Here is a 24,020-nt window from a genome sequence, read left to right as displayed (position 1 = left end):
GGTCGACCGGGGCGGCCGCTCCTCAGAGCCCGGGGCGGCCGCTCACCAGGTGCCGGGCCCGGCGGCCGGTCCTCAGGGCCGGGGCGGTCGTCGGGGGTCCGTGCCGCCCGTCGCAGGGGTCGGCGCCGGATGCGGGGAGGCCCGCACGATGGTGATCAGGCGGTCCGTCAGCTGCAGCTTGCCGATGGCCGGGTCGTCGTAACCGAGCACCCGGTGGCCCCGTACGACACTGACGATGAGGTCGGCCGTCTCCCGCACCCCCTGCCCGACCTCGGCCTTTATCACCGGTCGCTCGACAAGGTCGAGCCCGCTGCCCTGCTGGATCAGGTCCTCCATCACCAGGCCCGCGCTCGGGCTGAGCACCGAGAGTCCGAGCAGCCGACCTGCCGCGCTGGCGCTGGTGATGACGGCGTCGGCGCCGGACTGGCGCAGCAGCGGCGCGTTCTCCTCCTCGCGCACCGCCGCCACGATCTTCGCCCCCCGGTTCAGCTGGCGCGCGGTCAGCGTGACCAGGACGGCCGTGTCGTCGCGCTGGGTCGCGATGATGACCTGCCGGGCCCGCTGCAACTCGGCGCGGAGCAGGACGTCGCTGCGCGTCGCGTCGCCGACGACTCCGGCGAACCCTTCGGCCGTGGCCGCGTCCACCACCTTCGAGCTGGGGTCGACGATCACGATCTGTTCGGGCTTGAGACCGGTCGCCTGCAAGGTCTGCACCGCCGACCGGCCCTTGGTGCCGAATCCGACGACGACGGTGTGCTCACGCAAGTTGGACCTCCAGCGGGAAAGCCGCCATTCCTCGCGGGTGCGTTCGGTCAGCACTTCGAGGGTGGTGCCGACGAGGATGATCAGGAAGAGCACGCGCAGCGGCGTGATCAGCAGAATGTTGACGAGCCGCGCGCTGTCGCTGTGCGGCACGATGTCGCCGTAACCGGTGGTGGAGAGGGTCACGGTGGCGTAGTACGAGGCGTCGAGCAGGTCGACCGTCTCGTTCGCGTTGTCGTGGTAGCCGTCCCGGTCGATCCACACGATGAAGATCGTCAGAACGAGCACGAACAGCGCCATCAGCAGGCGCTTGCCCACTTGCCGCAGCGGCCTCTCCACCACCCGCCTGGGCAGTTTCACCCGGTGTGTCACCAGATGTTCGTCGGCTTGGCGCGCGATGGCGTCATGGCCGGGAAGTTTCACGTGAAACACACCTCGCCGTCGGCGCCGGGGGCGCCCAACTCACCGTGCATTCCGCCCGGTTCCGTCCAGGGCAGATCGAGAAGCTCCAGCTCCTGCCGACGGCTCGCACCCTGCGGAGGGATCACCGCGAGCCCGTCGGCGACCGCGATGCTGCGCAGCATCGCGGGGCCGTTGTAGTGCAGCGGCACCGCGTACTCCCCGCGCAGGGCGACGGGCACGAGCCGCGTGTCCTGCGGGTGGCCGGGTACGTCGTCCTTGACGGGCGCGGTGTACGGCTCCGCGGCCGGGCGGCCCCCCAGCCCGCGCAGCAGGGGCTCGGCCAGCGTCAGCAGACCCGAGACGGCGGCGAGGGGGTTGCCGGGCAGCCCCACGAGGTGCCGCGTGCGGCCGCCGTCGGCGGTGGCGGGCAGCCGGGCGAGCAGCATGGGGTGGCCCGGCCGCACCGCGACGCCGTCGACGAGCAACTCGGCATCGAGACGGCGCAGGGTGGGGTGGACGTGGTCGACGGGCCCGGACGCGGTGCCCCCGGTCGTCACCACGACATCGGCCGTGGCCGTGGCGAGAGCCTCGTGGAGCGCCTCGGCGTCGTCGCCGAGGCGGCGGACCGCGGTCACCTCCGCGCCGAGCGCCCGCAGCCACGGCGGCAGCATCGGCCCGAGCGCGTCCCGGATCCGGCCCTCCTGGGGCAGCCCGGAGGCCAGCAACTCGTCCCCCAGGACCAGCACTTCGACACGCGGGCGGTCGGTGACGTACAGCGCGTCGTACCCGGCCGCCGCCGCGAGGCCGAGCACCGCCGGGGTCACCGGGGCGCCGGGCGGCAGGAGTTGCTCGCCCACCCGGCACTCCTGGCCGCGCGGGCGGATGTCCTGCCCGGGGGCGACCTCGCGCCGCGCGTACAGATGTCCCTTGTCGTCGGCGTGGCCGTGCTCGCTGCGGATCACGGCCGTGGTGTCCCGCGGGATCCGGGCCCCGGTCGCGATCGGCACCGCCTCGCCGTCGCCCAGGGGCTCGGGGCTGTCCTGTCCGGCGAGGATCCCTGGCGAACGGTCATCGGTACCGGACAGCAGGTTCCATGGTCCCGGGCCCGCCACGGCCCACCCGTCCATCGCCGAGGTGTCGAAGGAAGGGAGGTCGGTGAGCGCGGTCAGGGGGGTCGCGAGGGTGCGGCCGAGGGTGTGGGGGAGCGGGGTCGCCCGCGCCTCCGACGGCACTGCGGCCCGCGCGGCCGCGACACCGGCGCGGCGGGCGATGGCACGGGCCTCCACCCAGCGGGTGGCGTTCGGCGGCGCGTGCGGGCCTTGCGGGGCGCGCGGAAAGGGAGAAGCGGGGTTGGGGTTGGGGAGCAGGGCGGTGGGGGTGTCTGCCGGGGGCGGTGTGCCGGGGGCGGCGGTGCCCGTGCCGGTTCCGGGGCGGGCACCTCGATCGGTGGCGGTGCCCGTGGCGGTGCCGCGAACCGTGGCGGAGCCCGTGCCGGTTCCTGGAGTGGTGGCGGCAGCCGTGCCGGTACCTGGAGTGGTGGCGGCCTCCGTGCCGGTGCCTCGACCCGTGCCGGAGCCCGTGCCGGGACCGGCGGCGGCGCCGGTGCCGTCCCCCTTGCCCGTGCCGGTGACCGCATGCTCGTCCGCCGTCTTACGTGCGAGGTGCGCGGCGCTCGTCCCGGCCCGGTCCCGGTCCTCGTTCACCAGGGCGAGTGCCTCGTCGAGTTCGGCATCGGCCGCGTTGCCGCTCATGGGGTGTCCGGGCGGGTGTCGGAGGGGGCGGGGGCGGATCCGGAGGTCTGGGCGGGCCCGGACGCCTGGGCGGGCCCGGAGGTTGGGGTTTCGGAGGTTGGGGTTGCGGAGGACGGTGCCGCGTCGTCGGTGCCGGGCTTCGGCGTCACGGTCCGCTCGTCCGGCTGGTCCTCGTCGGCCCACCGGGCCGCCAGCACGGCAGCCTTGCGCGCCGCCTCCGCCACGGCCTGCGGACCGCCGCCGCCCGCTCCGGCCTGCGCTGCCGCGTACCCGACGAGGAAGGTGGTCAGGGGTGCGGCCGGCCTGGCCACGCCGTGTGCTGCGTCGCGGGCGAGGTCGAGCAGGATGCCGGTGTCGACGTCGAGCTCGATGCCCAGTTCGTCCTTGACTGCGGTAATCCATTCATCCAACACGTGCCCATGCTCCCTGATCCGCGCGCGGGCCGTCGCGATGTCGCCCCAGGTGTCGCAGTCGAACGCGGCGAGGGGTTCGGCGACGCGCACCATGTCGAGCCGGTCGACGAGCCGCCGCAACGGGATACCGGCGAGGCCATGCCGTGCTTCTCCCCGCCCAGCCGTGCCGGGCCCCGCCTGCGCGTCGGCGTCGACGCTCTCGGCGAGCCCCCGAAGGGCCGCACGGAGGGGCGCGGCCCGGTAGACCGCCACGAGCGGCTGGTCCCTGCCGTCGGGGTCGACCAGCATCGCGCCATCGGGGTCGACCAGCATGGCGCCGTCGACGGACTTCGCGCCGTCCGCACCGCCGGGGCCATCGTCGGCAGGCCACGCGCCACCCGCAGCCCCCGGACCGCCGTCCCCGCCTTTGACGCCACCCACAGCGTCCGGGCCGCCCCATACGTGGTTGGCACCGCCCAAAGCGTCCCGACCAGGGTCTGGGCCGGGGCCCGGCCCGGGGGCGAGGCCGTGTCCACCGTCCTGGCCGTCCGCCCAGGACACCGCGGCGATCAGGCGGTGCACGGTCCGCTCCCGCAGGAACGGCAGGTCGGCCGAGAGCACCACGACCAGTTCGGCGTTCGTACGGCGCAGCCCCGCGTCGAGCGCGGCCAGCGGCCCGCCGCCCGCCGGGCTCTCGCGCGCCCACACCACGGGCCGCGGGGTGGGCCGGGGCGCCGCCACGACGACGGTGGTCCCGGCGCCCGCGCACGCGGCGAGCACCCGGTCGAGCAGGGCCCGCCCACCCACCCGCACACCGGGCTTGTCCGCGCCGCCGAGCCGCGCGGCCCGGCCGCCCGCCAGCACGACGGCGTCGAAGGGGGCGGCGTCCGGGGCCGGGCGTGAGTTCACCCCACGAGTATGGACACAGCCCCGATCAGCGCCACCCCCACGGGGGTGTCCGCGTCACACCGACCGCAACAGCACCGCCGGCTGCTCCACACAGTCCGCGACGAAGCGCAGGAAGCCGCCCGCCGTGCCGCCGTCGCACACGCGGTGGTCGAAGGTCAGGGAGAGCTGCACGACCTGACGCACCGCCAGCTCTCCCTGGTGCACCCAAGGCTTGGGCACGATGCGGCCGACACCGAGCATGGCCGCCTCGGGGTGGTTGATGATCGGCGTGGAGCCGTCGACGCCGAACACGCCGTAGTTGTTCAACGTGAACGTGGACCCCGTCAGTTCCCCCGGTGTCAGCGTGCCCGTGCGGGCGGCCTCCGAGAGCCGCGCGAGTTCGGCGCTCAGGGACTCGGTGTCCCGGGCGTGCGCGCCCTTGACGACCGGTACGACGAGCCCGCGCTCCGTCTGTGCGGCGAAGCCGAGGTGCACCTCGTCGAGCTGGACGACCTCCCGTGCGTCCATGTCCACCGTGGAGTTGAGCTCCGGATGACGGGCCAGAGCGGCCGTGCAGACGCGGGCGAGGAGCGCGAGCAGGGAGACCTTCGGCCCTCCGGCCGCGTTCATCGCGGCGCGCGCGTTCATGAGTTCCGTCGCGTCGGCGTCGACCCAGCACGTCGCGTCCGGAATCTCACGGCGGCTGCGCGCCAGCTTGTCGGCGACGGCACCGCGGACACCGCGCAACGGGATCCGCTTGCCCCGGGTACTGCCCGTACCGCCACCGCCCGTACCGCCCGCACCCGCACCGCTCGCACTCGTACCGCTCGCGCCCGCGTCGGAAGCCCCCCGCGTGCCCGCACCGGCCGTCACCGTCGTCGCACTCGCACCCGTACTCGCACTCAAGCTCGCATTCGTCCCCGTGGCCCTGAAGGTGCCCCCGATGCCCGGCACCGGTCCCTCCGTCGCCGTGGATACCGGGCCCGACGCGGGCACCGGGCCCGCGACCGACGCGACCACGGTCGCGGCGGCCCGTACGGCGTCCTCCACGTCGGCCCGCAGGATCAGCCCGTCGGGGCCGGAACCGACGAGCTGCCGCAGGTCCACGCCGTTCTCCCGCGCCAGTCTGCGGACGAGTGGGGAGATCACGGGGACGGGCCCGTCACCTCGCGCGGGGGCCGCACCGGCCTCCGGGACCTTGCTCCCCCGAGGAGCGGAACGGGCTGCGTTCCGCTGCCCAGGGTCCTCCGAGTCTCCAGGGCCCCCCGGGCCCCGCAGGCTCGCGTCGCCCGTGCCGCGGCCAGCGGCACCGGCACCGGCACCGGCCCCCGTGGGCGCCCCGGAAACCTCCGGCGGCCGCACCCTGCGGCGCCGCGCGGGCGGCGCCGTCGTGCCGTACCCGACGAGGACGTTCCCCGAGGCGTCGTCCCCCGCCGCCGCGGCACCGCCGCCGACCGCGCGGGCGTCAGGGTCGCCGGAGCCCTGATCCGCGGCAGGGCCGCCGGCCACGGCGCCGTCGAGGTCCCCGGCGGGGGCTCCGACGGCGACCGTCAGGAGTGGCGCGCCCACGGGCAGTTCGGTGCCCTCCGCGCCGAAGCGGGCCGTCACCACGCCCCCGTACGGGCACGGCACCTCGACCATGGCCTTGGCCGTCTCGACCTCGACGACCGGCTGGTCGACCTCCACGACGTCGCCGACCTCCACCAGCCAGCGCGTGATCTCGGCCTCCGTGAGCCCCTCACCGAGGTCGGGCAGCTTGAACTCCAGGACCTGCGCCATCAGCTGCCCGCCTCCCACTGCAACCGCGCCACCGCGTCCAGGATCCGGTCGACACCCGGCAGGTGGTGCCGCTCCAGCATCGGCGGCGGATAGGGGATGTCGAACCCGGCGACCCGGAGCACCGGCGCCTCCAGGTGGTGGAAGCAGCGCTCCGTCACCCGCGCGGCGATCTCCCCGCCGGGGCCGCCGAAACCGCCCGACTCGTGCACGACCACCGCACGGCCCGTGCGCCGCACGGACGCGTCCACCGTCTCGTCGTCGAAGGGCACCAGCGAACGCAGGTCGACCACTTCGAGGTCCCAGCCCTCGGCCCGCGCCGCCTCGGCCGCCTCCAGGCAGACGGGCACGGACGGGCCGTACGTGAGGAGCGTGGCGCTGCGGCCCGCACGGCGCACCACGGCCCTGCCGATGGGGTCGACGGCGGTCGGCGCGTCCGGGTTCCAGTCGGCCTTGGACCAGTAGAGCCGCTTCGGCTCCAGGAAGACGACGGGGTCGTCGGAGGCGATGGCCGCCCGCAGCAGACCGTACGCGTCGGCGACGGTGGCCGGGGTGACCACGTACAGCCCCGGCGTCGCCATGTAGTACGCCTCGGAGGAGTCGCTGTGGTGCTCGACGCCGCCGATACCGCCGCCGTAGGGCACCCGGATGGTGAGGGGCAGCGCGAGGCCGCCCCGGGTGCGGTTGCGCATCCGCGCCACATGCGAGATCAGCTGCTCGAAGGCGGGGTACGCGAACGCGTCGAACTGCATCTCGACGACGGGCCGCAGCCCGTACATCGCCATGCCGACGGCCGTCCCCAGGATGCCCGCCTCCGCGAGCGGGGTGTCCGTGCAGCGCGTCTCGCCGAACTCCGCGGCGAGGCCGTCGGTGACCCGGAAGACACCGCCGAGGGTGCCGACGTCCTCCCCGAGGACGTGCACGGTGGGGTCGTCGGCCATCGCGTCGCGCAGCGCGCGCCCGAGGGCCTGGCCCATGGTGGCCGGTTTCACGGCGACAGTGGTCATCGTCCCGCTCCGTGCGCCTCGTCCTCGGCCTCCAGCTCGGCCCGCAGCCGGGCCGCTTGTTCGCGCAGTTGGGTGGTCTGTTCCGCGTACACGTGTGTGAACAGGTCCATGGGGTCGAGGGCCGGTTCCCCGTTCATGCGCTCCCTGAGGTCCGCGGCCATCGCCTCCGCGGACGCGCGCACCGCGCTCCGGTGCTCCTCGTCGAGCAGGCCGCGCTCGGTGAGCTCGCGTTCCAGGAGCACGATCGGGTCGTGGTCGCGCCAGGCGTCGACCTCCGCGTCCTGGCGGTAGCGCGTCGCGTCGTCGGCGTTCGTGTGCGCCTCCATGCGGTACGTGACGGCCTCGACGAGCGTCGGGCCGCCACCCGCGCGGGCGCGCCGCACCGCGTCGGCGAGGACCTCGTGCACCGCGACCGCGTCGTTGCCGTCGACCAGGCGGCCCGGCATGCCGTACCCGACGGCCTTGTGGGCCAGGGAGGGGGCGGCCGTCTGCTTGGCGAGCGGCACGGAGATCGCGAAACCGTTGTTCTGTACGAGGAAGACGACGGGGGCCTGCCAGACCGCGGCGAAGTTCAGGGCCTCGTGGAAGTCGCCCTCGCTGGTGCCGCCGTCGCCGACCAGGGCGAGCGCGACCACGTCGTCGCCCTTGAGGCGGGCGGCGTGCGCGAGGCCCACGGCGTGCGGCAGCTGGGTCGCGAGGGGGGTGCACAAGGGGGCTATGCGGTGCTCGCGCGGGTCGTAGCCGGTGTGCCAGTCGCCGCGCAGCAGGGTGAGGGCGGCTACAGGGTCGAGGCCGCGGGCGACCGCGGCGAGCGTGTCCCGGTAGCTGGGGAACAGCCAGTCCTGCTCGCGCAGGGCGAACGCCGCGGCGATCTGGCTGGCCTCCTGGCCGGTGCTCGACGGGTAGACGGCTAGCCTGCCCTGCTTGGTGAGGGCCGTCGCCTGCGTGTTGTACCGGCGGCCGCGCACCAGTTCGCCGTGGAGGCGCAGCAGCAGGTCCTGGTCCACCGCGCGGGCGGCCCGGGTGCCCAGGACGCGATATGGCTCCGCGTCCGGAAGCAGCGGTGCGGGATCCGTCCTGGGCTGCCATGCGGGGGGCGGGGCGGGCTGGTAGGCGCCCCGCTGCTCCATGACCGTCATTACGGCACCTCCTCGAAGAACTCGGAGAAGAACGTGCTCCTCGTGGGAGCGGTGACGAGGTGCGTCGACGTGATGCGCCTCACCTACCGATTGTTCGGTCGTCGGCACATTTTGGCTACAGGCACCTCCAGGCTGTGGACAAACGGTTCTCCACAGCCTGGGATGGATGCAGTACGTCCATGGTAAGGAGGCGGGGGGACATGGCACCTGAACGAATGGCCGACGGAGGCTCCAGGGACCGCCCGGAGCCCCAGCCGCGCCCGCTGGACTCCATCGACCGCGATATTTTGCAGATCCTGCACTCGGACGGGCGCGCCTCGATACGCTCCGTGTCCGAGCGCGTCCACGTCTCCCGTGCCAACGCCTACGCGCGCATCAACCGACTCATCGACGACGGCGTGATCCGCGGCTTCGGTGCCCGCATCAATCACGAACGAGCAGGTCAGGGTGCATCCGCCTACATCACCCTGAAGATCGTCCAGAACAGCTGGCGCACCGTCCACGAACAGCTGCGGACCCTGCCGGGGGCCTCCCACATCGCGCTGGTCAGCGGCGACTTCGACGTACTGCTTCTGGTGCACACGCCGGACAACCGCGCCCTGCGGGAGCTGGTGCTCACCCGCATCCAGTCCATCCCGGAGGTCCTCAGCACGCGTACGCTGCTGGTCTTCGAGGAGGACGACCTGGAGGCGGACGGCTGACCCGGGTCAGCCGTCGGTGCGCAGCCCCGCGAACGCGAGCCGCACCACGGCGTCGGCGACCTCGGTGCCGCTGGCGGCGTTGCGGGCCTCCGGCTTGTACCACTCCACGATGGAGTTGATCATTCCGAAGAGCAGCCGGGTGGCGAGCCGCAGCTCGACGTCGGAGCGCAGGTCGCCGTCCGCGACGGCTTCCTTGAGCAGTCCGGCGACCTGGTGGTCGAACTCCCTGCGCCGCTCCAGCGCCCAGCGCTCGGTGTCGGTGTTGCCGCGCACCCGCAGCAGCAGCGTCACGTAGGGCAGTTCGGCGATGAGGACCTCGACGGTGCGCCGGGTCACGTACTCCAGGCGTCGCACCGCGTCGCCCTCGCGCGCGTGCTCCTCGGCGAGGATCCCGAAGAGCCCGTCGAGCGCCCGGCTCACAGCGCGGCGCAGCAGCTCCTCCTTGCCGGACACATGGTGGTAGATCGACGACTTGGAGATGCCGGCGGCCTTGGAGAGGTGCTCCATGGACGTGCCGTCGTAACCGCGCTCGTTGAAGACCCGCACGGCGACGTCGAGGAGGGTCTCGGGGGTGTAGGTGTCACGCCGGGCGCTCATGCGTGGTCCTCCTTCGCGGCGGCGCGGCGCAGCCCCTGGGATGCGGCGTAGCGCCCCGTGGGGTACTCGTCGTGCAGGTGGTCGAGGACCTCCGTGACCCAGTGCAGGCCGAGGCCCGCGCCCCAGGAGAGCGGTCCGCGCGGGTAGTTGACGCCCAGGCGCATGGCGGTGTCGATGTCGTCGGGACCGGCCACGCCGCGTGCCACGGCGTCGTACGCGAAGTCCACGAGCAGGGCGACCGTACGGGCCACGATCATCCCGGGGGTGGCGCCCACGACGCTGACCTCCTTGCCGAGCGCCTGGAAGAGGCCCACCGCCTCGCCGAGGGCCCGCTCGTCGACGCGGGCCGCGGGGGCGAGGGCGATCCGGGTGGCCGTCGCGTAGTCGAGGGCCAGGTCGAACTGGACGGTGGGCTCCGCGGCGGCGTCGGGGGACGAGCCGTCGGCGAGCGCGAGGCGGGTGCCTCCGGGAAGTTCGATCCAGCCCGGGAAGTCCGGGTGCGCGGACTTCCCGCGCCCGACCCTGACACCGGCGCCCTCGATGAGCGGGAGCAGGGCCGCGGCCTGGAACAGCTCACCGTGGAGGGTGACGGACGCGGGAGCGTCCGCGGGGCCCGCGGTGTGCGGCCGGGGCTGCTCGGCGCCCTCTTCGTAGGCGAACCATCCCCGGCCCGACTTGCGGCCGAGGCGCCGGGACTCGACCAGGCGCCGCTGGGCGAGTGACGGCGTGAACTTGGGGTCCTGGAAGAACGCGTCCCACACCGAGCGGGTGACGGCTTCGTTCACGTCCTGGCCGATGAGGTCGGTCAGCTCGAAGGGGCCCATCCTGAAGCCGCCGGATCCGCGCAGGACCGCGTCGATCGTCGCGGGGTCGGCGGCGCGCTCCTCGTGCACGCGCAGCGCCTCGGCGTAGAAGGGCCGCGCTATGCGGTTGACGAGGAAACCCGGAGTGTCGGCGCAGCGGACCGGCGTCTTCCCCCAGGCCCGCGCGGTGTCGTACGCGCGCGTGGCCGCCGCCTCGTCCGTGGTGTGGCCGCTGACCACCTCGACCAGGGGCAGCAGCGGCGCGGGGTTGAAGAAGTGCAGGCCGACGAAGCGGCCGGGGTGCCGGAGCGCGCCCGCGACGGCGGTGACGGACAGGGACGAGGTGTTCGTGGCCAGCAGGCAGTCGTCCGCCACGACCTCCTCCAGGTCCTGGAACAGGCGCTGTTTCACGTCCAGTTGTTCAAGGACGGCCTCGACGACCAGGTGGCACCCGGCGAGCGCGGGCAGGTCGTCGACGGCTTCGAGGCGTCCGGCCGCGGCGTCCCGGGCGGGCGCGTCCAGGCGGCCCTTCTCGACGAGGCGGTCCAGGCGGGCGGTGATCGCGGCGGCCGCCGTGCGCGCGAGGCCCGGCGCGGCGTCGTACAGCCGCACGGGGTGGCCCGCCACCAGCGCGACCTGGGCGATGCCCTGGCCCATGGTGCCGGTGCCGACCACGGCAACGGGGCTGTCGAGATCGAGTGCTGTCATGCTCGCGATCCTCCCGCACAAGGGTGCCGGCCAAGGGTCCGGGGTGGCCGGGGAAGGTTTTCCACAGGTTCGGCAGACCCTCTTGTCCCGACCGATCGTTCGGTTACTCTAGCTCTGTCCAGGTGTTCCTGCCCACTGCCCCTGCCCAGCTCGCCAGCTCGAAGGAGAGCTGACTCGACGAGGAGTTGGTCCCCCATGGCCGCCGAACTCACCGCGCACCAGCTGATCGAAAAACACCGGCCCACCCTCGACCAGGCGCTGGAGACGATCCGCACACGCGCGTACTGGTCGCCGCACCCCGAGCACCCCAAGGCCTATGGGGAGAACGGCAGCCTGAGCCTCCCCGAGGGCAAGGCCGCCTTCGAGGCCCTCCTGAACCAGCGCTTCGACCTCGACCAGCCGGGCACGGACGACTGGACGGGCGCGGAAGTATCCCCCTACGGCCCCGAGTTGGGCATCACCTACCCGCACCCGGACGTGGACGCCCTGCTCCCCGCCATGCGCGCGGGCACGGCCGCCTGGCGCGACGCCGGTCCCGACGCGCGCGCCATGGTCTGTCTGGAGATCCTGGCCCGCGTCAGCGCGCGCACGCACGAGTTCGCACACGCCGTCATGCACACCAGCGGCCAAGCCTTCATGATGGCGTTCCAGGCGGGCGGCCCGCACGCCCAGGACCGCGGCCTCGAAGCGGTGGCGTACGCGTACGCGGAGCAGACCCGCACCCCCGGCACCGCGGAGTGGACCAAGCCGCAGGGCAAGCGCGACCCGCTCGCCCTGACCAAGCGCTTCACCCCGGTCGGCCGCGGCGTCGCCCTCCTGATCGGCTGCAACACCTTCCCGACGTGGAACGGCTACCCCGGCCTCTTCGCCTCCCTCGCCACCGGCAACCCCGTCCTGGTCAAGCCGCATCCGCGCGCGGTGCTGCCGCTCGCCCTGACCGTGCGCGTCGCCCGCGAGGTCCTCGGCGAGGCGGGCTTCGACCCGAACCTGGTGGCGCTGGCCGTCGAGCGTCCCGGGGAGGGCATCGCCAAGACCCTGGCCGTCCGCCCCGAAATCAAGATCATCGACTACACGGGCTCGACGTCCTTCGGCGACTGGCTGGAGACCAACGCCCGGCAGGCCCAGGTCTACACGGAGAAGGCGGGCGTGAACACGGTCGTCGTCGAGTCGACCGACAACTACAAGGGCATGCTGTCCAACCTCGCCTTCTCCCTGTCGCTGTACAGCGGCCAGATGTGCACGACCCCGCAGAACCTCCTGATCCCCCGCGAGGGCATCCGGACGGACGCGGGCGCCAAGTCCTACGACGAGGTGGTCACGGACCTCGCGGGCGCCGTGGACGGCCTGCTCGGCGACGAGGCCCGGGCGAACGGCATCCTCGGCGCGCTGGTCAACCCGGACGTGCGCACGCGTCTGGAGGCGGCTCCCGGGCTCGGCGAGGTGGCCCTCGCCTCCCGCGAGGTGACCAACCCGGAGTTCCCGGACGCCGTGGTGCGCACGCCGGTGATCGTGAAACTGGACGGCGCCAAGCCGGACGCCGAGGCGGCGTATCTGAGCGAGTGCTTCGGCCCGGTCTCCTTCGCCGTCGCCGTCGACTCGGCCGCGGACGCGGTGAAGCTGCTGCGGCGCACGGTCCGCGAGAAGGGCGCGATGACGGTCGGGGCGTACACCACCTCGCCGGAGGTCTCCCAGGCCGTGGAGGAGACCTGCCTGGAGGAGAGCGCCCAGCTGTCGCTGAACCTCACGGGCGGTGTGTATGTGAACCAGACAGCGGCGTTCTCCGACTTCCACGGCTCGGGCGGCAACCCCGCCGCGAATTCCGCGCTGTGCGACGCCGCGTTCGTCGCCAACCGCTTCCGGGTGGTGGAGATCCGCAAGGAGATGTGAGCCGGGTGCGAGCCGGGTGACATGTCTTGGGCCCGTTCCCCTCCACGGGGACGCGGACGCGGACCCACGCCCCCGTGAGGCCTCCTCGGGGGTGTGGGCTCAGGCCTCCGGCTGCCGGGCGGTCAGCCGGTCCGGCCGTCCGGACGACCAGTGGAACAGCGTCATGCCGACGCTGGTCGCGAGGTTGTAGCTCGACACCTGCGGCCGCATCGGCAGCGACACCAGATGGTCGGCGCGGGCCCGCAGCCCGGCGGAGAGACCGCTGCGCTCCGAGCCGAACGCGAGCACGGCATCGTCGGGGATCTCGAGCCCGCGGACGTCCTCGCCCTCGGCGTCGAGGGCGAACAGCGGGCCCGCGGGCAGCCCCGGGACGTCGACGCGCTCCACCGCCGTGGCGAAGTGCAGGCCCGCGCCGCCGCGTACGACCGTGGGGTGCCAGGGGTCGAGCGTGCCGGTCGTGACGACCCCCGTCGCGCCGAAGCCCGCGGCGAGCCTGATCACCGCCCCGGCGTTGCCCAGGTTGCGGGGGTCGTCGAGGACCACGACCGGTGCGGACCTCGGCGCCCGCTCCAGGACCCCGAGGTTGGCGGCACGGGAGGGACGTACGGCAAGGGCGGCCACGGCCGTGGGGTGCAGCCGGGGCACCAGGGCGCGCAGCGTCACCTCGTCGGTCTCGGCGAGCAGCACGTCCAGGGCCGCCGTCACGTCCGGCGCCAGGTCCTCGGCGAGCGCGAGGACGGCGGGCTTGTCCGCGGTCAGCGCCACGGGGATGCGGGCGTCGAAGCGCAGGGCGTGCTTCAGGGCGTGGAAGCCGTCGAGCAGCACATGGGAGCCGGCGAGCCCGCGCCAGACCCGGACCGGATCCTCGGCCACACCCGCCCTCGACGGCCGGCCGCGCCCCGCTACGGCTGCGCCGTCCGCCACCTCGGGCCTTGCGAGTGCTTCGGGCGCTGCCGCCGCTTCGGGGCCTGCCGCCGGCTCGGGTCCTGCCGCCGCCTCGGGTCCTGCCGCCAGCTTGGGTCCTGCCGCCGCCTCGGGTCCTGCCGCCGCTTCGGGTCCTGCCGCCAGCTCGGGCCTTACGACTGCCTCGGGATCTGCTGCCGCCTCGGGTCCTGCGACTGCTTTGGGTCCTGCGACTGCCCCGGCCCCTGCCACCGCCACCGCCGCAGCTCCTGCCCCTGCCCCTGCCCCTGCCCCTGCTCCTGCCTCAGGTGCTGTCGCTGTCGCTCGCTGCGGCGGTCTGGCGTCGCCCTGGGCCGTCGCCACGGTCCGCTGAGGCCTGGCATCGTCCGCGCCGTCCGCGCCGTCCGCGCCGTCTGCGCTTTCTGCGTCCTCAGCCGTGCTGCCGCTCATGCGCCGAAGCCTACGCGCGCCCGCTCGGTGGCCTCGCCGACCTGCGGCTCTTCCTTCGGACGTGCCGAACGTACCGGACGCGCCGACGGCACGAACGTGCGCGGCAGCCGCGGCACCCGCGCGAGCAGGCCGTCACGCGTGCGTGCCACCCGGCCGCCGAGGCGGCGCAGGAACGAGGTGGGCAGGAAGACCGCGTCGGCCGCGATCATCGCGAGCGAGAAGAAGGGCAGCCCCAGGATGACGGCGATGGCCGCGTGCTCGAAGATCATCACAGCCAGCAGCACATTCTTGACGCGCCGGTTGAACAGGGTGAACGGGAAGGCGACCTGCACGGCGACCGTCCCGTAGGTCACCAGCATCACCAGCACCCCGTGCGAGGACAGCAGATCGGCGAGCGCGGGCCAGGGCGAGAAGTAGTCGAGCTGGAGGGGGTAGTAGACGGCGGTACCGTCCTGCCAGCGACTGCCCTGGATCTTGTACCAGCCCGCCGTGGCATAGATCAGGCAGGCCTCGACCATGATCACCAGCAGAGCGGCATTGTGCGCGAGGTTGGCGACGACGTCGAGCAGCAGCCGGGCCTCGCCGTCCGGGGCCCGGCGACCGGCGAACCACCACAGGCCCTGCGCGAGCCACAGCCCCCAGAAGAGCACCGGCCAGTACCCGTTGAGCTCCCCCATGAACGTGACGACGGACAGCGCGAGCCCGAGAACCCACCACAGCACGGGCCCGACCCGGTCCTGGCGGGCGGTGCGGTCCGGCTGGGCGGTGCGGTCCGGCTGGGCGGTGCGGTCCGGCTGGGCGGTGCGGCCCGGCTGGGCGGTGCGGCCCGGCTGGGCGGTGCGGCCCGGCTGGGCGGTGCGGCCCGGCTGGATGGCGCGGTCCGGCTGGGCGGCGCGTGCCGCCCGACGCGCGTCCAGGGACCAGACCTGGCCGCACCGCGTGAACACCAGGTAGATCGCCATGAGGTGGATGACGTTGTCACCGCCGTCACCCATGAAGATGCTGCGGTTCTGAAGCGACAGCACGCCGATCATGAACAGTACGGACATGGTGCGGGTGCGCCAGCCCACCAGGAGCAGGGCACTGGAGAGGATCGCCAGGAAGTAGACGATCTCGAACCACACATGCCCGTCCGACCACATCAGCGCGGTGAAGGCGTCGTTGGCGGAGATCAGCCGCCGGGCCATGTCCCAGCTCCAGGGGCCGTCGGGCCCGTACAGCTCGTGCCGGTGCGGCAGTTCGCGCAGCAGGAACAGCAGCCAGGTGGCGGCGAAGCCGATGCGGACCGTCGCGGTCTGGTACGGGCCGAGGGCCTGTGCCGTGACGCGCTGCACGCCCCGGGCGAGCGGGTCGAGACGGGGGCGGAGACGGAGACGGGTCACCGGACGGCTTCCTTCCATTCGGCGGCCACGTCCCTGCGCGCCCGGTCCTCGTCCGCGAGCGGGAGGTCAGGCGGGGTCACCGACCACCACGGAAGGACCCGCTGCACGGGCTTGGTGTTGATCTTCTCGTCACTCCACCGCGGTGGTGGCACCGGTGTGGTCCGGGACCTGACCTGCACCTGGTCGAAGGCCTCACCGCGGGCGAGCGGCTCGTGCCGGTCCAGGCGGAGCAGCGCGATGCGGCGGACGTAGCGCTCGGACAGCTCGCCGCGCAGACCGGTGGGACGATTCTGCGCGTCGTGGGTGGCGACGAAGAAGTCCCAGCCTCTGCGGAGTTCGTTCTGCTGGGTGTGGCTCGGCAGCGGGTTGTGGTCGATGGCGGCGCCGTCCTGCGCGGACAGGTTGTACCAGCGGGTGGTCCTCGTCGTCCCGTCGGACCTGCGGATCTGCGCCCGCACCTCCACCGCGACGTTCTGCTGGAGCGGATTGGGCGCGAACAGCTTCCAGTTCTGCTCGAACTCCGGATAGATCCAGTCCTCGACCGTCCGGCCGTGCTCCTTGGTCACGGTGTTCGACGGCGCGACGTGCAGGAACAGCATGCCGACGTGGACACAGACGGTGGCTACGACCACGGCGAGGACGAGGGCGGCGACGAGTCGTGGCCCTCGGGAGAGGGCGGCGATGCCGGACGAGGGGCGGGGCGGGGGGAGGTCTGCGCCCGGGCCCCGGTCCGGATCGGCACCCCCGTCCGGATCGGCACCCCCGTCCGGGTCGGCGCCCTGGTCCGGGGCCGGGCCCGGCAGCGGCTCGGCGGAGACGGCGCCGGGCCCCCGGCCCCGGGGCGTGGGCGCGGTCTGCGGGAGCTTGGCGTCCGGCCAAGCGGGTTTCGAGGCCGGACTGGCGGGTTCGGTGACCGACCCGGCGGACTCCGCTCCCGGCACAGAGTGCTCCGGACCCGGCTCGGCGGGTACCCGGCCCTGCTCGGCGGGTGCCCGGCCCTGCTCGGCGGATGCCCGGCCCTGCTCGGTGGGCGCCCGGCCCGGCTCGGACGGGTCGGAGGCGTGGTCGGCGGGCTCGCCGCGCGGACCCTTGTCGTACCCGTCCATCTCGCCCCGTTCCTCGACCTCGACCGGACCCTGCCGCCGGAACGGTACTCAGGCCCGCCCGCCAGGCCCAGGCGTCCCGGAGGTTATCCACAGGGTTGACACCTTAAGGCGAGCCACCGCACCATTGAATTCATACGAACCGAACGATCGGTCGGTTGGTCGCATGATCGGCCGCTTGATCGGCCGCCGGATTCCTGGACTCGTGGGAGCCGGACCAAGACCGAGGTCGAGGGGGACCGAGATGGCGACAGCTCACCGGCCCGTGAGCACGGTGGACACCGCGAGGGCCCCGGGGACCGCGAGGACCTCGGACAGGGAAGGGACTGCCGGATCCATGGAAACAGCAGCACCCAGGGACACGGCAGCGGCGAGGGGCACGGCGGCAACCGCGGACACGGCGGACGCGACCGCGGCGGACCGGGCGGCGGACGCGAAAGCGGCGGACCAGGCGGCGGACGCCGCCACGCTCCAGGCCGCCTTCAACGCGGCCGTGGCGGCCGACGAGCGCATCGAGCCGCGCGACTGGATGCCGGACGCCTATCGCTCCACGCTCGTGCGCCAGATCGCGCAGCACGCCCACTCCGAGATCATCGGCATGCAGCCGGAGGCGAACTGGATCACGCGGGCGCCGTCGCTGCGCCGCAAGGCGATCCTGATGGCCAAGGTGCAGGACGAGGCGGGCCACGGCCTCTATCTGTACAGCGCGGCGGAGACGCTCGGCGCGAGCCGCGACGACCTGCTCGACAAGCTGCACTCGGGCCGCCAGAAGTACTCCTCGATCTTCAACTACCCGACGCTCACATGGGCGGACGTGGGCGCCATCGGCTGGCTCGTGGACGGCGCGGCGATCACCAACCAGGTCCCGCTGTGCCGGTGTTCGTACGGCCCCTATGCCCGCGCGATGGTCCGGGTCTGCAAGGAGGAGTCCTTCCACCAGCGCCAGGGGTACGAACTGCTGCTCGCCCTCAGCCGGGGCACAGAGGCCCAGCACGCGATGGCGCAGGACGCGGTGGACCGCTGGTGGTGGCCGTCCCTGATGATGTTCGGCCCCCCGGACGCGGAGTCGTCGCATTCGGAGCAGTCCATGACCTGGAAGATCAAGCGGCATTCGAACGACGAGCTGCGCCAGCGATTCGTGGACATCTGTGTCCCCCAGGCCGAGTCGCTCGGCCTGACCCTGCCCGACCCGGACCTGAAGTGGAACGAGGAACGCGGGCAGCACGACTTCGGAGCCATCGACTGGAGCGAGTTCTGGTCGGTCCTGAAGGGGAACGGCCCGTGCAACGAACAGCGCATGACCCAGCGCAGGCGGGCCCACGAAGAGGGTGCCTGGGTGCGCGAGGCGGCGGCTGCCCACGCCGCCAGACACAGCGAGCGCGAGCGCGCCACCGGGGACAGCGAGCGCGCCATCGAAAACAGCGAGCGCGCCGCAGAGGACAGCGAGCGCGAGGAGGCGACCGCATGAGCAGCTCGACCGAATGGCCGCTGTGGGAAGTGTTCGTGCGCTCGCGGCGCGGCCTGTCCCACACCCACGCGGGCAGCCTGCACGCACCGGACGCGGAGATGGCCCTGCGCAACGCCCGCGACCTGTACACCCGCAGGAACGAGGGCGTCTCCATCTGGGTCGTCCCGTCCGCCCACATCACGGCCTCGTCGCCGGACGAGAAGGACTCCTTCTTCGAGCCGTCCGCCGACAAGCCCTACCGCCACCCGACGTTCTACGACATCCCGGAGGGAGTGAAACACCTGTGACCACCCACTCCGCCTCCACCTCGCCCTCCGCCGCCACTTCCGCCCCCGCCTCGTCGACGGCCGCCGCCCTCCCCCTCGGTGACGACGCCCTGGTGCTCTCCCACCGCCTGGGAGAGTGGGCGGGGCACGCCCCCGTCCTCGAGGAGGAAGTGGCCCTGGCGAACATCGCCCTGGACCTGCTCGGCCAGGCCCGAGTGCTGCTCTCCCTGGTCGGCGACGAGGACGAGCTGGCGTATCTGCGGGAGGAGCGCGCCTTCCGCAACGTCCAGCTGGTGGAGCAGCCGAACGGCGACTTCGCCCACACCATCGCCCGCCAGCTGTACTTCTCGACGTACCAGCACCTGATGTACGGCCAACTCGCGGCGAGTGACAGCCCCTTGGCACCGCTGGCAGCGAAGGCCGTCAAGGAGGTCGCCTACCACCAGGACCATGCCGAGCAGTGGACGCTCCGTCTCGGTGACGGCACGGCGGAGAGCCATGAGCGGATGCAGCGCGGCCTGGACGCGCTGTGGCGGTTCACGGGCGAGCTGTTCGAGCCGGTGGCCGGTCTCGACCTCGACCGGGAGGCCCTGCGCGAGCGGTGGACGGCCATGGTCACGGCAGTGATCGGGAAGGCGACCCTCACCGTCCCCGAGGGACCGCAGAGCGGGGCGTGGACAGCCGGCGCCGGACGCGAGGGCCTGCACACCGAACCGTTCGGCCGGATGCTCGCGGAGATGCAGCATCTGCACCGCAGCCACCCGGGGGCGTCATGGTGACCACAGCCGCCTACACCCCTCACACCGCCCACAACACTCACACCGCCCACACCGCCCACGCCGCCCACGCCGCCCACACCGACCACACAGCTCACGCCCCCAGCACCCCCACCCCCCTGGAAGCCGAACTCCGCGCTCTCGCGGGCTCCGTGCCCGACCCCGAGCTGCCCGTCCTCACCCTGGGCGAACTGGGCGTGCTCCGCTCCGTCCACGTCAGCGGCACGGGCCACGTCGACGTCGAGCTCACCCCGACGTACACGGGCTGCCCCGCCATAGAAGCCATGTCCGCCGACATAGAGCAGGTGCTGCGTGAGCACGGCCGGCACGACGTCACGGTGCGCACGGTGCTCTCCCCCGCCTGGTCCACGGACGACATCAGCGCCGAGGGCCGCCGCAAGCTCGCCGAGTTCGGCATCGCCCCGCCGCGCCCGCACACGGCCGACGGACCGGTCCCCCTCTCCCTCACGGTCCGCTGCCCGCACTGCGGCTCGACCGACACGGAGCTGCTCAGCCGCTTCTCGTCCACGGCCTGCAAGGCGCTGCGCCGCTGCGTCGCCTGCCAGGAGCCCTTCGACCACTTCAAGGAGCTGTGATGGCGCGCTTCCACCCGCTCCGCGTGGCGGCGGTCGAGCAGCTCACCGACGACTCCGTGACGCTGACGTTCGCGGTGCCGCCCGCCCTGCGCGAGGAGTACCGGCACGCGCCGGGCCAGCACCTCGCCCTGCGCCGCGTCGTCGACGGCCTGGAGATCCGGCGCACGTACTCGATCTGCTCCCCGGCACCGGACCCGAAGGCCGCCGATGAGCCCGGACAGCTGCGAGTGGGTGTGCGGGTGGTGGAGGGCGGCGCCTTCTCGACGTACGCGCACAAGGAGGTAGTCGTCGGTGACGAGCTGGAGGTGATGACCCCGGCGGGACGGTTCACGCTGGAGCCGGCTCCGGGACGGTATGCCGCGGTGGTCGGCGGCAGCGGCATCACCCCGGTGCTCTCCATCGTCACGACGCTCCTGGAGCGCGAGCCGCGCGCCGAGTTCTGTCTGATACGCAGCGACCGCACGGCGGCGTCGACGATGTTCCTCGACGAGGTCGCCGACCTCAAGGACCGCTGGCCGCACCGTTTCCAGCTGGTGACGGTGCTGTCCCGGGAGGAGCAGCAGGCGGGCCTCACCTCGGGGCGGCTCGACGAGGAGCGGCTCGGGCGGCTGCTGCCCGCGCTGCTGCCGGTCGGGGAGGTCGACGGCTGGTTCCTGTGCGGTCCCTACGGGCTCGTGCAGGGGGCGGAGCGGACGCTGCGAAGGCTCGGGGTGCAGCGGCGGCGCATCCACGAGGAGATATTCCACGTGGACGATGTGCCGACGACGGCGCCGGCCGTGCCCGCCCCGCAGGACAGCACGGTCACGGTCACCCTCGACGGGCGGTCGGGCACCTGGCCGGTGCAGGCGGGGGAGTCGCTCCTGGACACGGTGTTGCGCAATCGCGCGGACGCGCCGTTCGCCTGCAAGGGCGGGGTGTGCGGCACCTGCCGGGCGTTCAAGGTGTCGGGGGAGGTCCGGATGGACCGGAACTTCGCGCTGGAGCCGGAGGAGACCGAGGCCGGTTATGTGCTGGCGTGCCAGTCGCATCCGACGACGGGCAGGGTGGAGCTGGACTTCGATCGCTGACTGGGCTTCGAGCACTGACTCGGCGGCGACCGCTGACTGGGCTTCGAGCACTGACTCGGCGGCGACCGCTGACTGGGCTTCGAGCACTGACTCGGCGGCGACCGCTGACTGGGCTTCGAGCACTGACTGGACGGCGCCTGCTGACTGGACGGCGCCTGCTGACTGAACCTCGACCGCTGACTGGACTGCGAGTGCTGAGCGGGATCTCGGGGCCCCGCGGAGACCCGGGGCCGGCTGTTCCCTGTTCCCTTTCACTGGAACTTGTTCTACCTTGACGACCCGTCAGAGCTGGGCCGGCGAAGGGACGAGCTGTGGACTTCAGCTTCACCGAGGAGCAGCAGGCGGCGCTCGAAGCGGCGCAGGCGGTGTTCGCCGATGTCGCGCCGGACGGGGTGCCCAGCCCCGCCCTCACTCCGGGGGCCGTGGCCGAGGGCTTCGACCGGGCGCTGTGGGCCAGGCTCGCCGGGGCCGATCTGCTCAGCCTGATGGCGGCGCCGGAGTACGGGGGGTCGGGGCTCGATCCGATCGCGCTCTGTCTGGTGCTGCGGGAGTCGGCGAAGGTGCTTGCCCGGGTTCCGCTCCTGGAGAGCAGCGCTGCGGCGTACGCCGTACAGGCCTATGGCGGAGCGGAGTTGAAGCAGGCCCTGCTGCCCGGGGCCGCGCGGGGGGAGACCGTCCTGACCGTGGCGGCGAACGGGCGTACCGGTCACGACGACGCCGCCTTGGCCGTCACCGCGCGCCCCGACGGCGGGAACGGTGACGGCAACGGCAACGGCAAGAACGGCGACGGTGGTGGTGGCGGCGGGTGGGTGCTCGACGGGGTGCAGAGCGGGGTGCCCTGGGTGTTCGACGCCGACTTCGTGGTAGTTCCGGCGACCTCGCCCGAGGGGCGGGCGGTCCTCGCGCTGGTGCCGTGCGCGGGGCCGGGTGCGGCGGCGGGGCTGTCCCTCGCCGAGCAGTTCTCCACCAGCGGGGAGCGGCTCGGGGAGGTGCGTCTCGACTCGGTGCGGATCGGTGCCCGGGACGTCGTCACGGCGGAGGGGGCGTGGGACCACCTGCGTGATCTGCTTACGACGGGGACCTGTGCGCTGGCGCTCGGTGTTGGCACGAGGGTGCTCGGGATGACGAGTGAGTACACCGGCAAGCGGGAGCAGTTCGGGTTTCCCGTCGCCACGTTCCAGGCGGTGGCGATGCAGGCGGCGGACCGTTACATCGACCTGCGGGCCATGGAGGTCACGCTCTGGCAGGCGGCGTGGCGGCTGAGCGGGCCGGGGCGCGGGGCCGCGGGTGACGGCGGGCCGCTGCCCGCGTCGGGGGATGTGGCGGTGGCGAAGATCTGGGCGTCGGACGGGGTGCGCCGCGTCGTCCAGACCGCGCAGCATCTGCACGGCGGCTTCGGCGCCGACGTCGACTACCCCCTGCACCGGTACCACGCCTGGGCCAAGCACCTGGAGCTGGCGCTCGGCCCGGCCGCGGCGCACGAGGAGGCGCTGGGGGATCTGCTGGCCGCGCATCCGCTCGGCTGACCGGCCCTGGGGCCGCGTCCCTTCCGGGAGGGGGCGGGAGGGGGTCAGACCACCGTGCCCGGCTGGCCCTTGTCGTCCACGACGGGGCGGCCGGAGGCCTCCCAGGCCTGCATGCCGCCGTCGACGTTCACGGCGTCGATGCCCTGCTGGGCGAGGTACATGGTGACCTGGGCGGAGCGGCCGCCGGAGCGGCAGATGACGTTGACCTTGCCGTCCTGCGGGGCGGCCTCGGTCAGCTCGCCGTAGCGGGCGACGAAGTCGCTCATGGGGATGTGCAGCGCGCCCGCCGCGTGGCCCGCCTGCCACTCGTCGTCCTCGCGGACGTCGAGGAGGAAGTCTCCGTCAGTGAGCGCGTCGACGCCGACCGTGGGCACACCAGATCCGAAATGCATGCTCCGACGCTACCCGACCGACGGAACCTGCCGCCGCCCACCCGTCGGCCACGCCCCCCGCCGGACCCCGGCCACGAGCTTCGCCGGACCCCGGCCACGCCCTCCGCCGGACCCAGCCACTAGCTTCGCCGGGCCCCGGCCAGACACTCGGCCGCGCCCTCGGCCGGACCCCGGCCCCGCGCCCTCGGCCGCGCACTCGGCGGGGCACCGGATCACGCCATCGGCCGCGAGGCCTACGCGCCGGCCCGCTCCAGCTCCGCCTCGCGCTCCGCGATCTGCGCCAGGAGCTGTTCGGCGATCTCGTCCAGGAGGCGGTCCGGGTCGTCGGGTGCCAGCTTGAGCATCGAACCGATCGCGCTCTCCTCCAGGTCGTGGGCGACGACCGCGAGCAGCTCCTTGCGCCGGGCGAGCCACTCCAGGCGGGCGTACAGCTCCTCGGCGGGCGTCGGCTGCTGCTCCTCCGGGGCGGGGCCCGCGTCCCACTCGCCGAGCAGCTCCCGCAGCAGCGTCTCGTCGCCGCGGCCGTACGCGGCGTTGACCCGCGTGATGAACTCGTCGCGGCGCTCGCGCTCCTGCTCGTCCTGCGCGAGGTCGGGGTGGGCCTTGCGGACGAGCTCGCGGTAGAGCTTGCGGGCCTCGTCGCTCGGGCGGACCCGCTGCGGGGGCCGCACCGACTGGTCGGTGAGCATCGCGGCGGCCTCCGGAAAGAGGCCCTCGCCGTCCATCCAGCCGTGGAACAGTTCCTCGACGCCCGGCATCGGCAGGACCCGGGCCCGCGCCTCGTCCGCCTTGCGCCGGTCATCGGGGTCGCCGGAGCGCGCCGCCACGGCCTCGGCGATCAACGCGTCCAGTTCGTCGAGGCGGGCGTACATCGGGCCGAGCTTCTGGTGGTGCAGCCGGGAGAAGTTCTCCACCTCCACCCGGAACGTCTCGACCGCGATCTCGTACTCGATCAGGGCCTGCTCGGCGGCGCGCACCGCCTTTTCGAGCCGCTCCTCGGGGCGTTCGCCGGGCTGCCCTGCGGGTTGCTCCCCGGACCGCGCCTCGGGCTCCCCCGCGGGCTGCTCCCCGGGCCGCGTCCCGGGCTGTTCCTCCAGGCGCTTGAGCCGCTCCTTGAGCCGCTCCTTGAGGCGCCCGCCGTCCTGCTCGGGCCGCCCGCCGTCCTGCTCGGGCCGCCCGCCGTCCTGCTCGGGCCGCCCGCCGTCCGGGGCGGCGGGCGTCTCAGGGTTCGTGGGCTCGGCTTCCGGGGTCGTCACCGGTCCAGCGTAGGCCACGGCC

At 73.3% G+C, this 24,020-nt stretch carries 21 protein-coding genes; 8 read left to right on the top strand and 13 right to left on the bottom strand.

The window, feature by feature from the left end; genetic code table 11:
* Nucleotides 1-72: 72 nt before the first annotated feature.
* Genes GPA10_RS30550 through pdhA form a run of 6 tightly spaced genes read right to left on the bottom strand, consistent with a single transcriptional unit; the run spans nt 73 to nt 8,117 of the window.
* Nucleotides 73-1,185 (bottom strand): potassium channel family protein, encoded by a 1,113-nt coding sequence (locus GPA10_RS30550; protein WP_058850113.1) that lies wholly within the window; start codon nt 1,183-1,185, stop codon nt 73-75.
* Nucleotides 1,182-2,915, bottom strand: coding sequence for a molybdopterin molybdotransferase MoeA (locus GPA10_RS30545; protein ID WP_246260080.1), 1,734 nt, complete (start codon nt 2,913-2,915; stop codon nt 1,182-1,184). The genes GPA10_RS30550 and GPA10_RS30545 overlap by 4 nt, the downstream gene beginning before the upstream one ends.
* The gene (locus tag GPA10_RS42945; RefSeq protein WP_425505838.1) at nt 2,912-4,216 is read right to left on the bottom strand and encodes a DUF6457 domain-containing protein; all 1,305 of its coding nucleotides are present in this window, start codon (nt 4,214-4,216) and stop codon (nt 2,912-2,914) included. Before GPA10_RS42945 ends, GPA10_RS30545 begins: the two co-directional genes overlap by 4 nt.
* A gap of 54 nt (nt 4,217-4,270) precedes the next feature.
* On the bottom strand, nt 4,271-5,974 hold the full coding sequence (locus tag GPA10_RS30530; RefSeq protein ID WP_157168281.1) for a dihydrolipoamide acetyltransferase family protein: 1,704 nt from the start codon (nt 5,972-5,974) through the stop codon (nt 4,271-4,273).
* Nucleotides 5,974-6,978, bottom strand: a complete 1,005-nt coding sequence (locus tag GPA10_RS30525) for an alpha-ketoacid dehydrogenase subunit beta (protein WP_157168280.1) — start codon at nt 6,976-6,978, stop codon at nt 5,974-5,976. Before GPA10_RS30525 ends, GPA10_RS30530 begins: the two co-directional genes overlap by 1 nt.
* Nucleotides 6,975-8,117: a pyruvate dehydrogenase (acetyl-transferring) E1 component subunit alpha gene (gene pdhA / locus GPA10_RS30520; protein ID WP_157168279.1), complete on the bottom strand. Its 1,143-nt coding sequence runs from the start codon at nt 8,115-8,117 to the stop codon at nt 6,975-6,977. The genes GPA10_RS30525 and pdhA overlap by 4 nt, the downstream gene beginning before the upstream one ends.
* Nucleotides 8,118-8,317: 200 nt before the next feature.
* Here pdhA and GPA10_RS30515 point away from each other — a divergent pair, with 200 nt between their 5' ends.
* Nucleotides 8,318-8,818 carry an Lrp/AsnC family transcriptional regulator gene (locus GPA10_RS30515; RefSeq protein WP_198351745.1) on the top strand — a complete coding sequence of 167 codons (501 nt, stop codon included), beginning with the start codon at nt 8,318-8,320 and terminating at the stop codon, nt 8,816-8,818.
* 6 nt (nt 8,819-8,824) lie between these two features.
* On the opposite strand, the gene GPA10_RS30510 is transcribed toward GPA10_RS30515, so the two are convergent.
* Nucleotides 8,825-9,415 carry a TetR/AcrR family transcriptional regulator gene (locus GPA10_RS30510; protein ID WP_058850108.1) on the bottom strand — a complete coding sequence of 197 codons (591 nt, stop codon included), beginning with the start codon at nt 9,413-9,415 and terminating at the stop codon, nt 8,825-8,827.
* Nucleotides 9,412-10,926 carry a 3-hydroxyacyl-CoA dehydrogenase gene (locus GPA10_RS30505; protein ID WP_157168278.1) on the bottom strand — a complete coding sequence of 505 codons (1,515 nt, stop codon included), beginning with the start codon at nt 10,924-10,926 and terminating at the stop codon, nt 9,412-9,414. The genes GPA10_RS30510 and GPA10_RS30505 overlap by 4 nt, the downstream gene beginning before the upstream one ends.
* Before the next feature lie 195 nt (nt 10,927-11,121).
* Between GPA10_RS30505 and paaN the strand changes: the two genes are divergently transcribed.
* The gene (gene paaN / locus GPA10_RS30500; RefSeq protein WP_157168277.1) at nt 11,122-12,813 is read left to right on the top strand and encodes a phenylacetic acid degradation protein PaaN; all 1,692 of its coding nucleotides are present in this window, start codon (nt 11,122-11,124) and stop codon (nt 12,811-12,813) included.
* A gap of 99 nt (nt 12,814-12,912) precedes the next feature.
* Here the strand turns inward: paaN and GPA10_RS30495 are convergent, their stop codons facing one another.
* From GPA10_RS30495 to GPA10_RS41885, 3 genes are all read right to left on the bottom strand, one after another.
* Nucleotides 12,913-13,686: a TrmH family RNA methyltransferase gene (locus GPA10_RS30495; RefSeq protein WP_343041495.1), complete on the bottom strand. Its 774-nt coding sequence runs from the start codon at nt 13,684-13,686 to the stop codon at nt 12,913-12,915.
* Between the two features lie 476 nt (nt 13,687-14,162).
* Nucleotides 14,163-15,566: an HTTM domain-containing protein gene (locus tag GPA10_RS42940; protein WP_246260078.1), complete on the bottom strand. Its 1,404-nt coding sequence runs from the start codon at nt 15,564-15,566 to the stop codon at nt 14,163-14,165.
* Complete coding sequence (locus GPA10_RS41885) at nt 15,545-16,654, bottom strand: DUF5819 family protein (RefSeq protein WP_198351744.1); 1,110 nt, start codon at nt 16,652-16,654, stop codon at nt 15,545-15,547. The genes GPA10_RS42940 and GPA10_RS41885 overlap by 22 nt, the downstream gene beginning before the upstream one ends.
* Nucleotides 16,655-16,988: 334 nt before the next feature.
* Here GPA10_RS41885 and paaA point away from each other — a divergent pair, with 334 nt between their 5' ends.
* The 6 genes from paaA (at nt 16,989) to GPA10_RS30450 (ending at nt 22,350) form a co-directional block, all read left to right on the top strand.
* On the top strand, nt 16,989-18,119 hold the full coding sequence (gene paaA / locus GPA10_RS30475; protein ID WP_246260076.1) for a 1,2-phenylacetyl-CoA epoxidase subunit PaaA: 1,131 nt from the start codon (nt 16,989-16,991) through the stop codon (nt 18,117-18,119).
* Entirely contained in the window at nt 18,116-18,406 is a 291-nt protein-coding gene (paaB, locus tag GPA10_RS30470) for a 1,2-phenylacetyl-CoA epoxidase subunit PaaB (RefSeq protein ID WP_058850103.1), read from the top strand. Before paaA ends, paaB begins: the two co-directional genes overlap by 4 nt.
* 89 nt (nt 18,407-18,495) lie before the next feature.
* Nucleotides 18,496-19,164: a 1,2-phenylacetyl-CoA epoxidase subunit PaaC gene (gene paaC / locus GPA10_RS30465; protein ID WP_157168331.1), complete on the top strand. Its 669-nt coding sequence runs from the start codon at nt 18,496-18,498 to the stop codon at nt 19,162-19,164.
* Nucleotides 19,158-19,757: a 1,2-phenylacetyl-CoA epoxidase subunit PaaD gene (gene paaD / locus GPA10_RS30460; protein WP_246260074.1), complete on the top strand. Its 600-nt coding sequence runs from the start codon at nt 19,158-19,160 to the stop codon at nt 19,755-19,757. Before paaC ends, paaD begins: the two co-directional genes overlap by 7 nt.
* Entirely contained in the window at nt 19,757-20,824 is a 1,068-nt protein-coding gene (gene paaE, locus GPA10_RS30455; protein ID WP_157168276.1) for a 1,2-phenylacetyl-CoA epoxidase subunit PaaE, read from the top strand. Before paaD ends, paaE begins: the two co-directional genes overlap by 1 nt.
* Before the next feature lie 311 nt (nt 20,825-21,135).
* Nucleotides 21,136-22,350: an acyl-CoA dehydrogenase family protein gene (locus tag GPA10_RS30450; RefSeq protein ID WP_343041493.1), complete on the top strand. Its 1,215-nt coding sequence runs from the start codon at nt 21,136-21,138 to the stop codon at nt 22,348-22,350.
* A 44-nt stretch (nt 22,351-22,394) separates the two neighbouring features.
* On the opposite strand, the gene GPA10_RS30445 is transcribed toward GPA10_RS30450, so the two are convergent.
* Both GPA10_RS30445 and GPA10_RS30440 read right to left on the bottom strand, forming a co-directional pair.
* Nucleotides 22,395-22,742, bottom strand: a complete 348-nt coding sequence (locus tag GPA10_RS30445; protein ID WP_079086672.1) for a rhodanese-like domain-containing protein — start codon at nt 22,740-22,742, stop codon at nt 22,395-22,397.
* A gap of 233 nt (nt 22,743-22,975) precedes the next feature.
* A complete protein-coding gene (locus tag GPA10_RS30440) occupies nt 22,976-23,998 on the bottom strand; it encodes a J domain-containing protein (RefSeq protein WP_343041492.1) in 1,023 nt (340 codons plus the stop codon).
* Between the last annotated feature and the right edge of the window lie 22 nt (nt 23,999-24,020).

The sequence above is a fragment of the Streptomyces typhae genome (genome assembly GCF_009755605.1).
Lineage (GTDB): Bacteria > Actinomycetota > Actinomycetes > Streptomycetales > Streptomycetaceae > Streptomyces > Streptomyces typhae.
The sequence above is the reverse complement of the archived record's forward strand: the minus strand, read 5'-3'. Positions and strand labels throughout refer to the sequence as shown.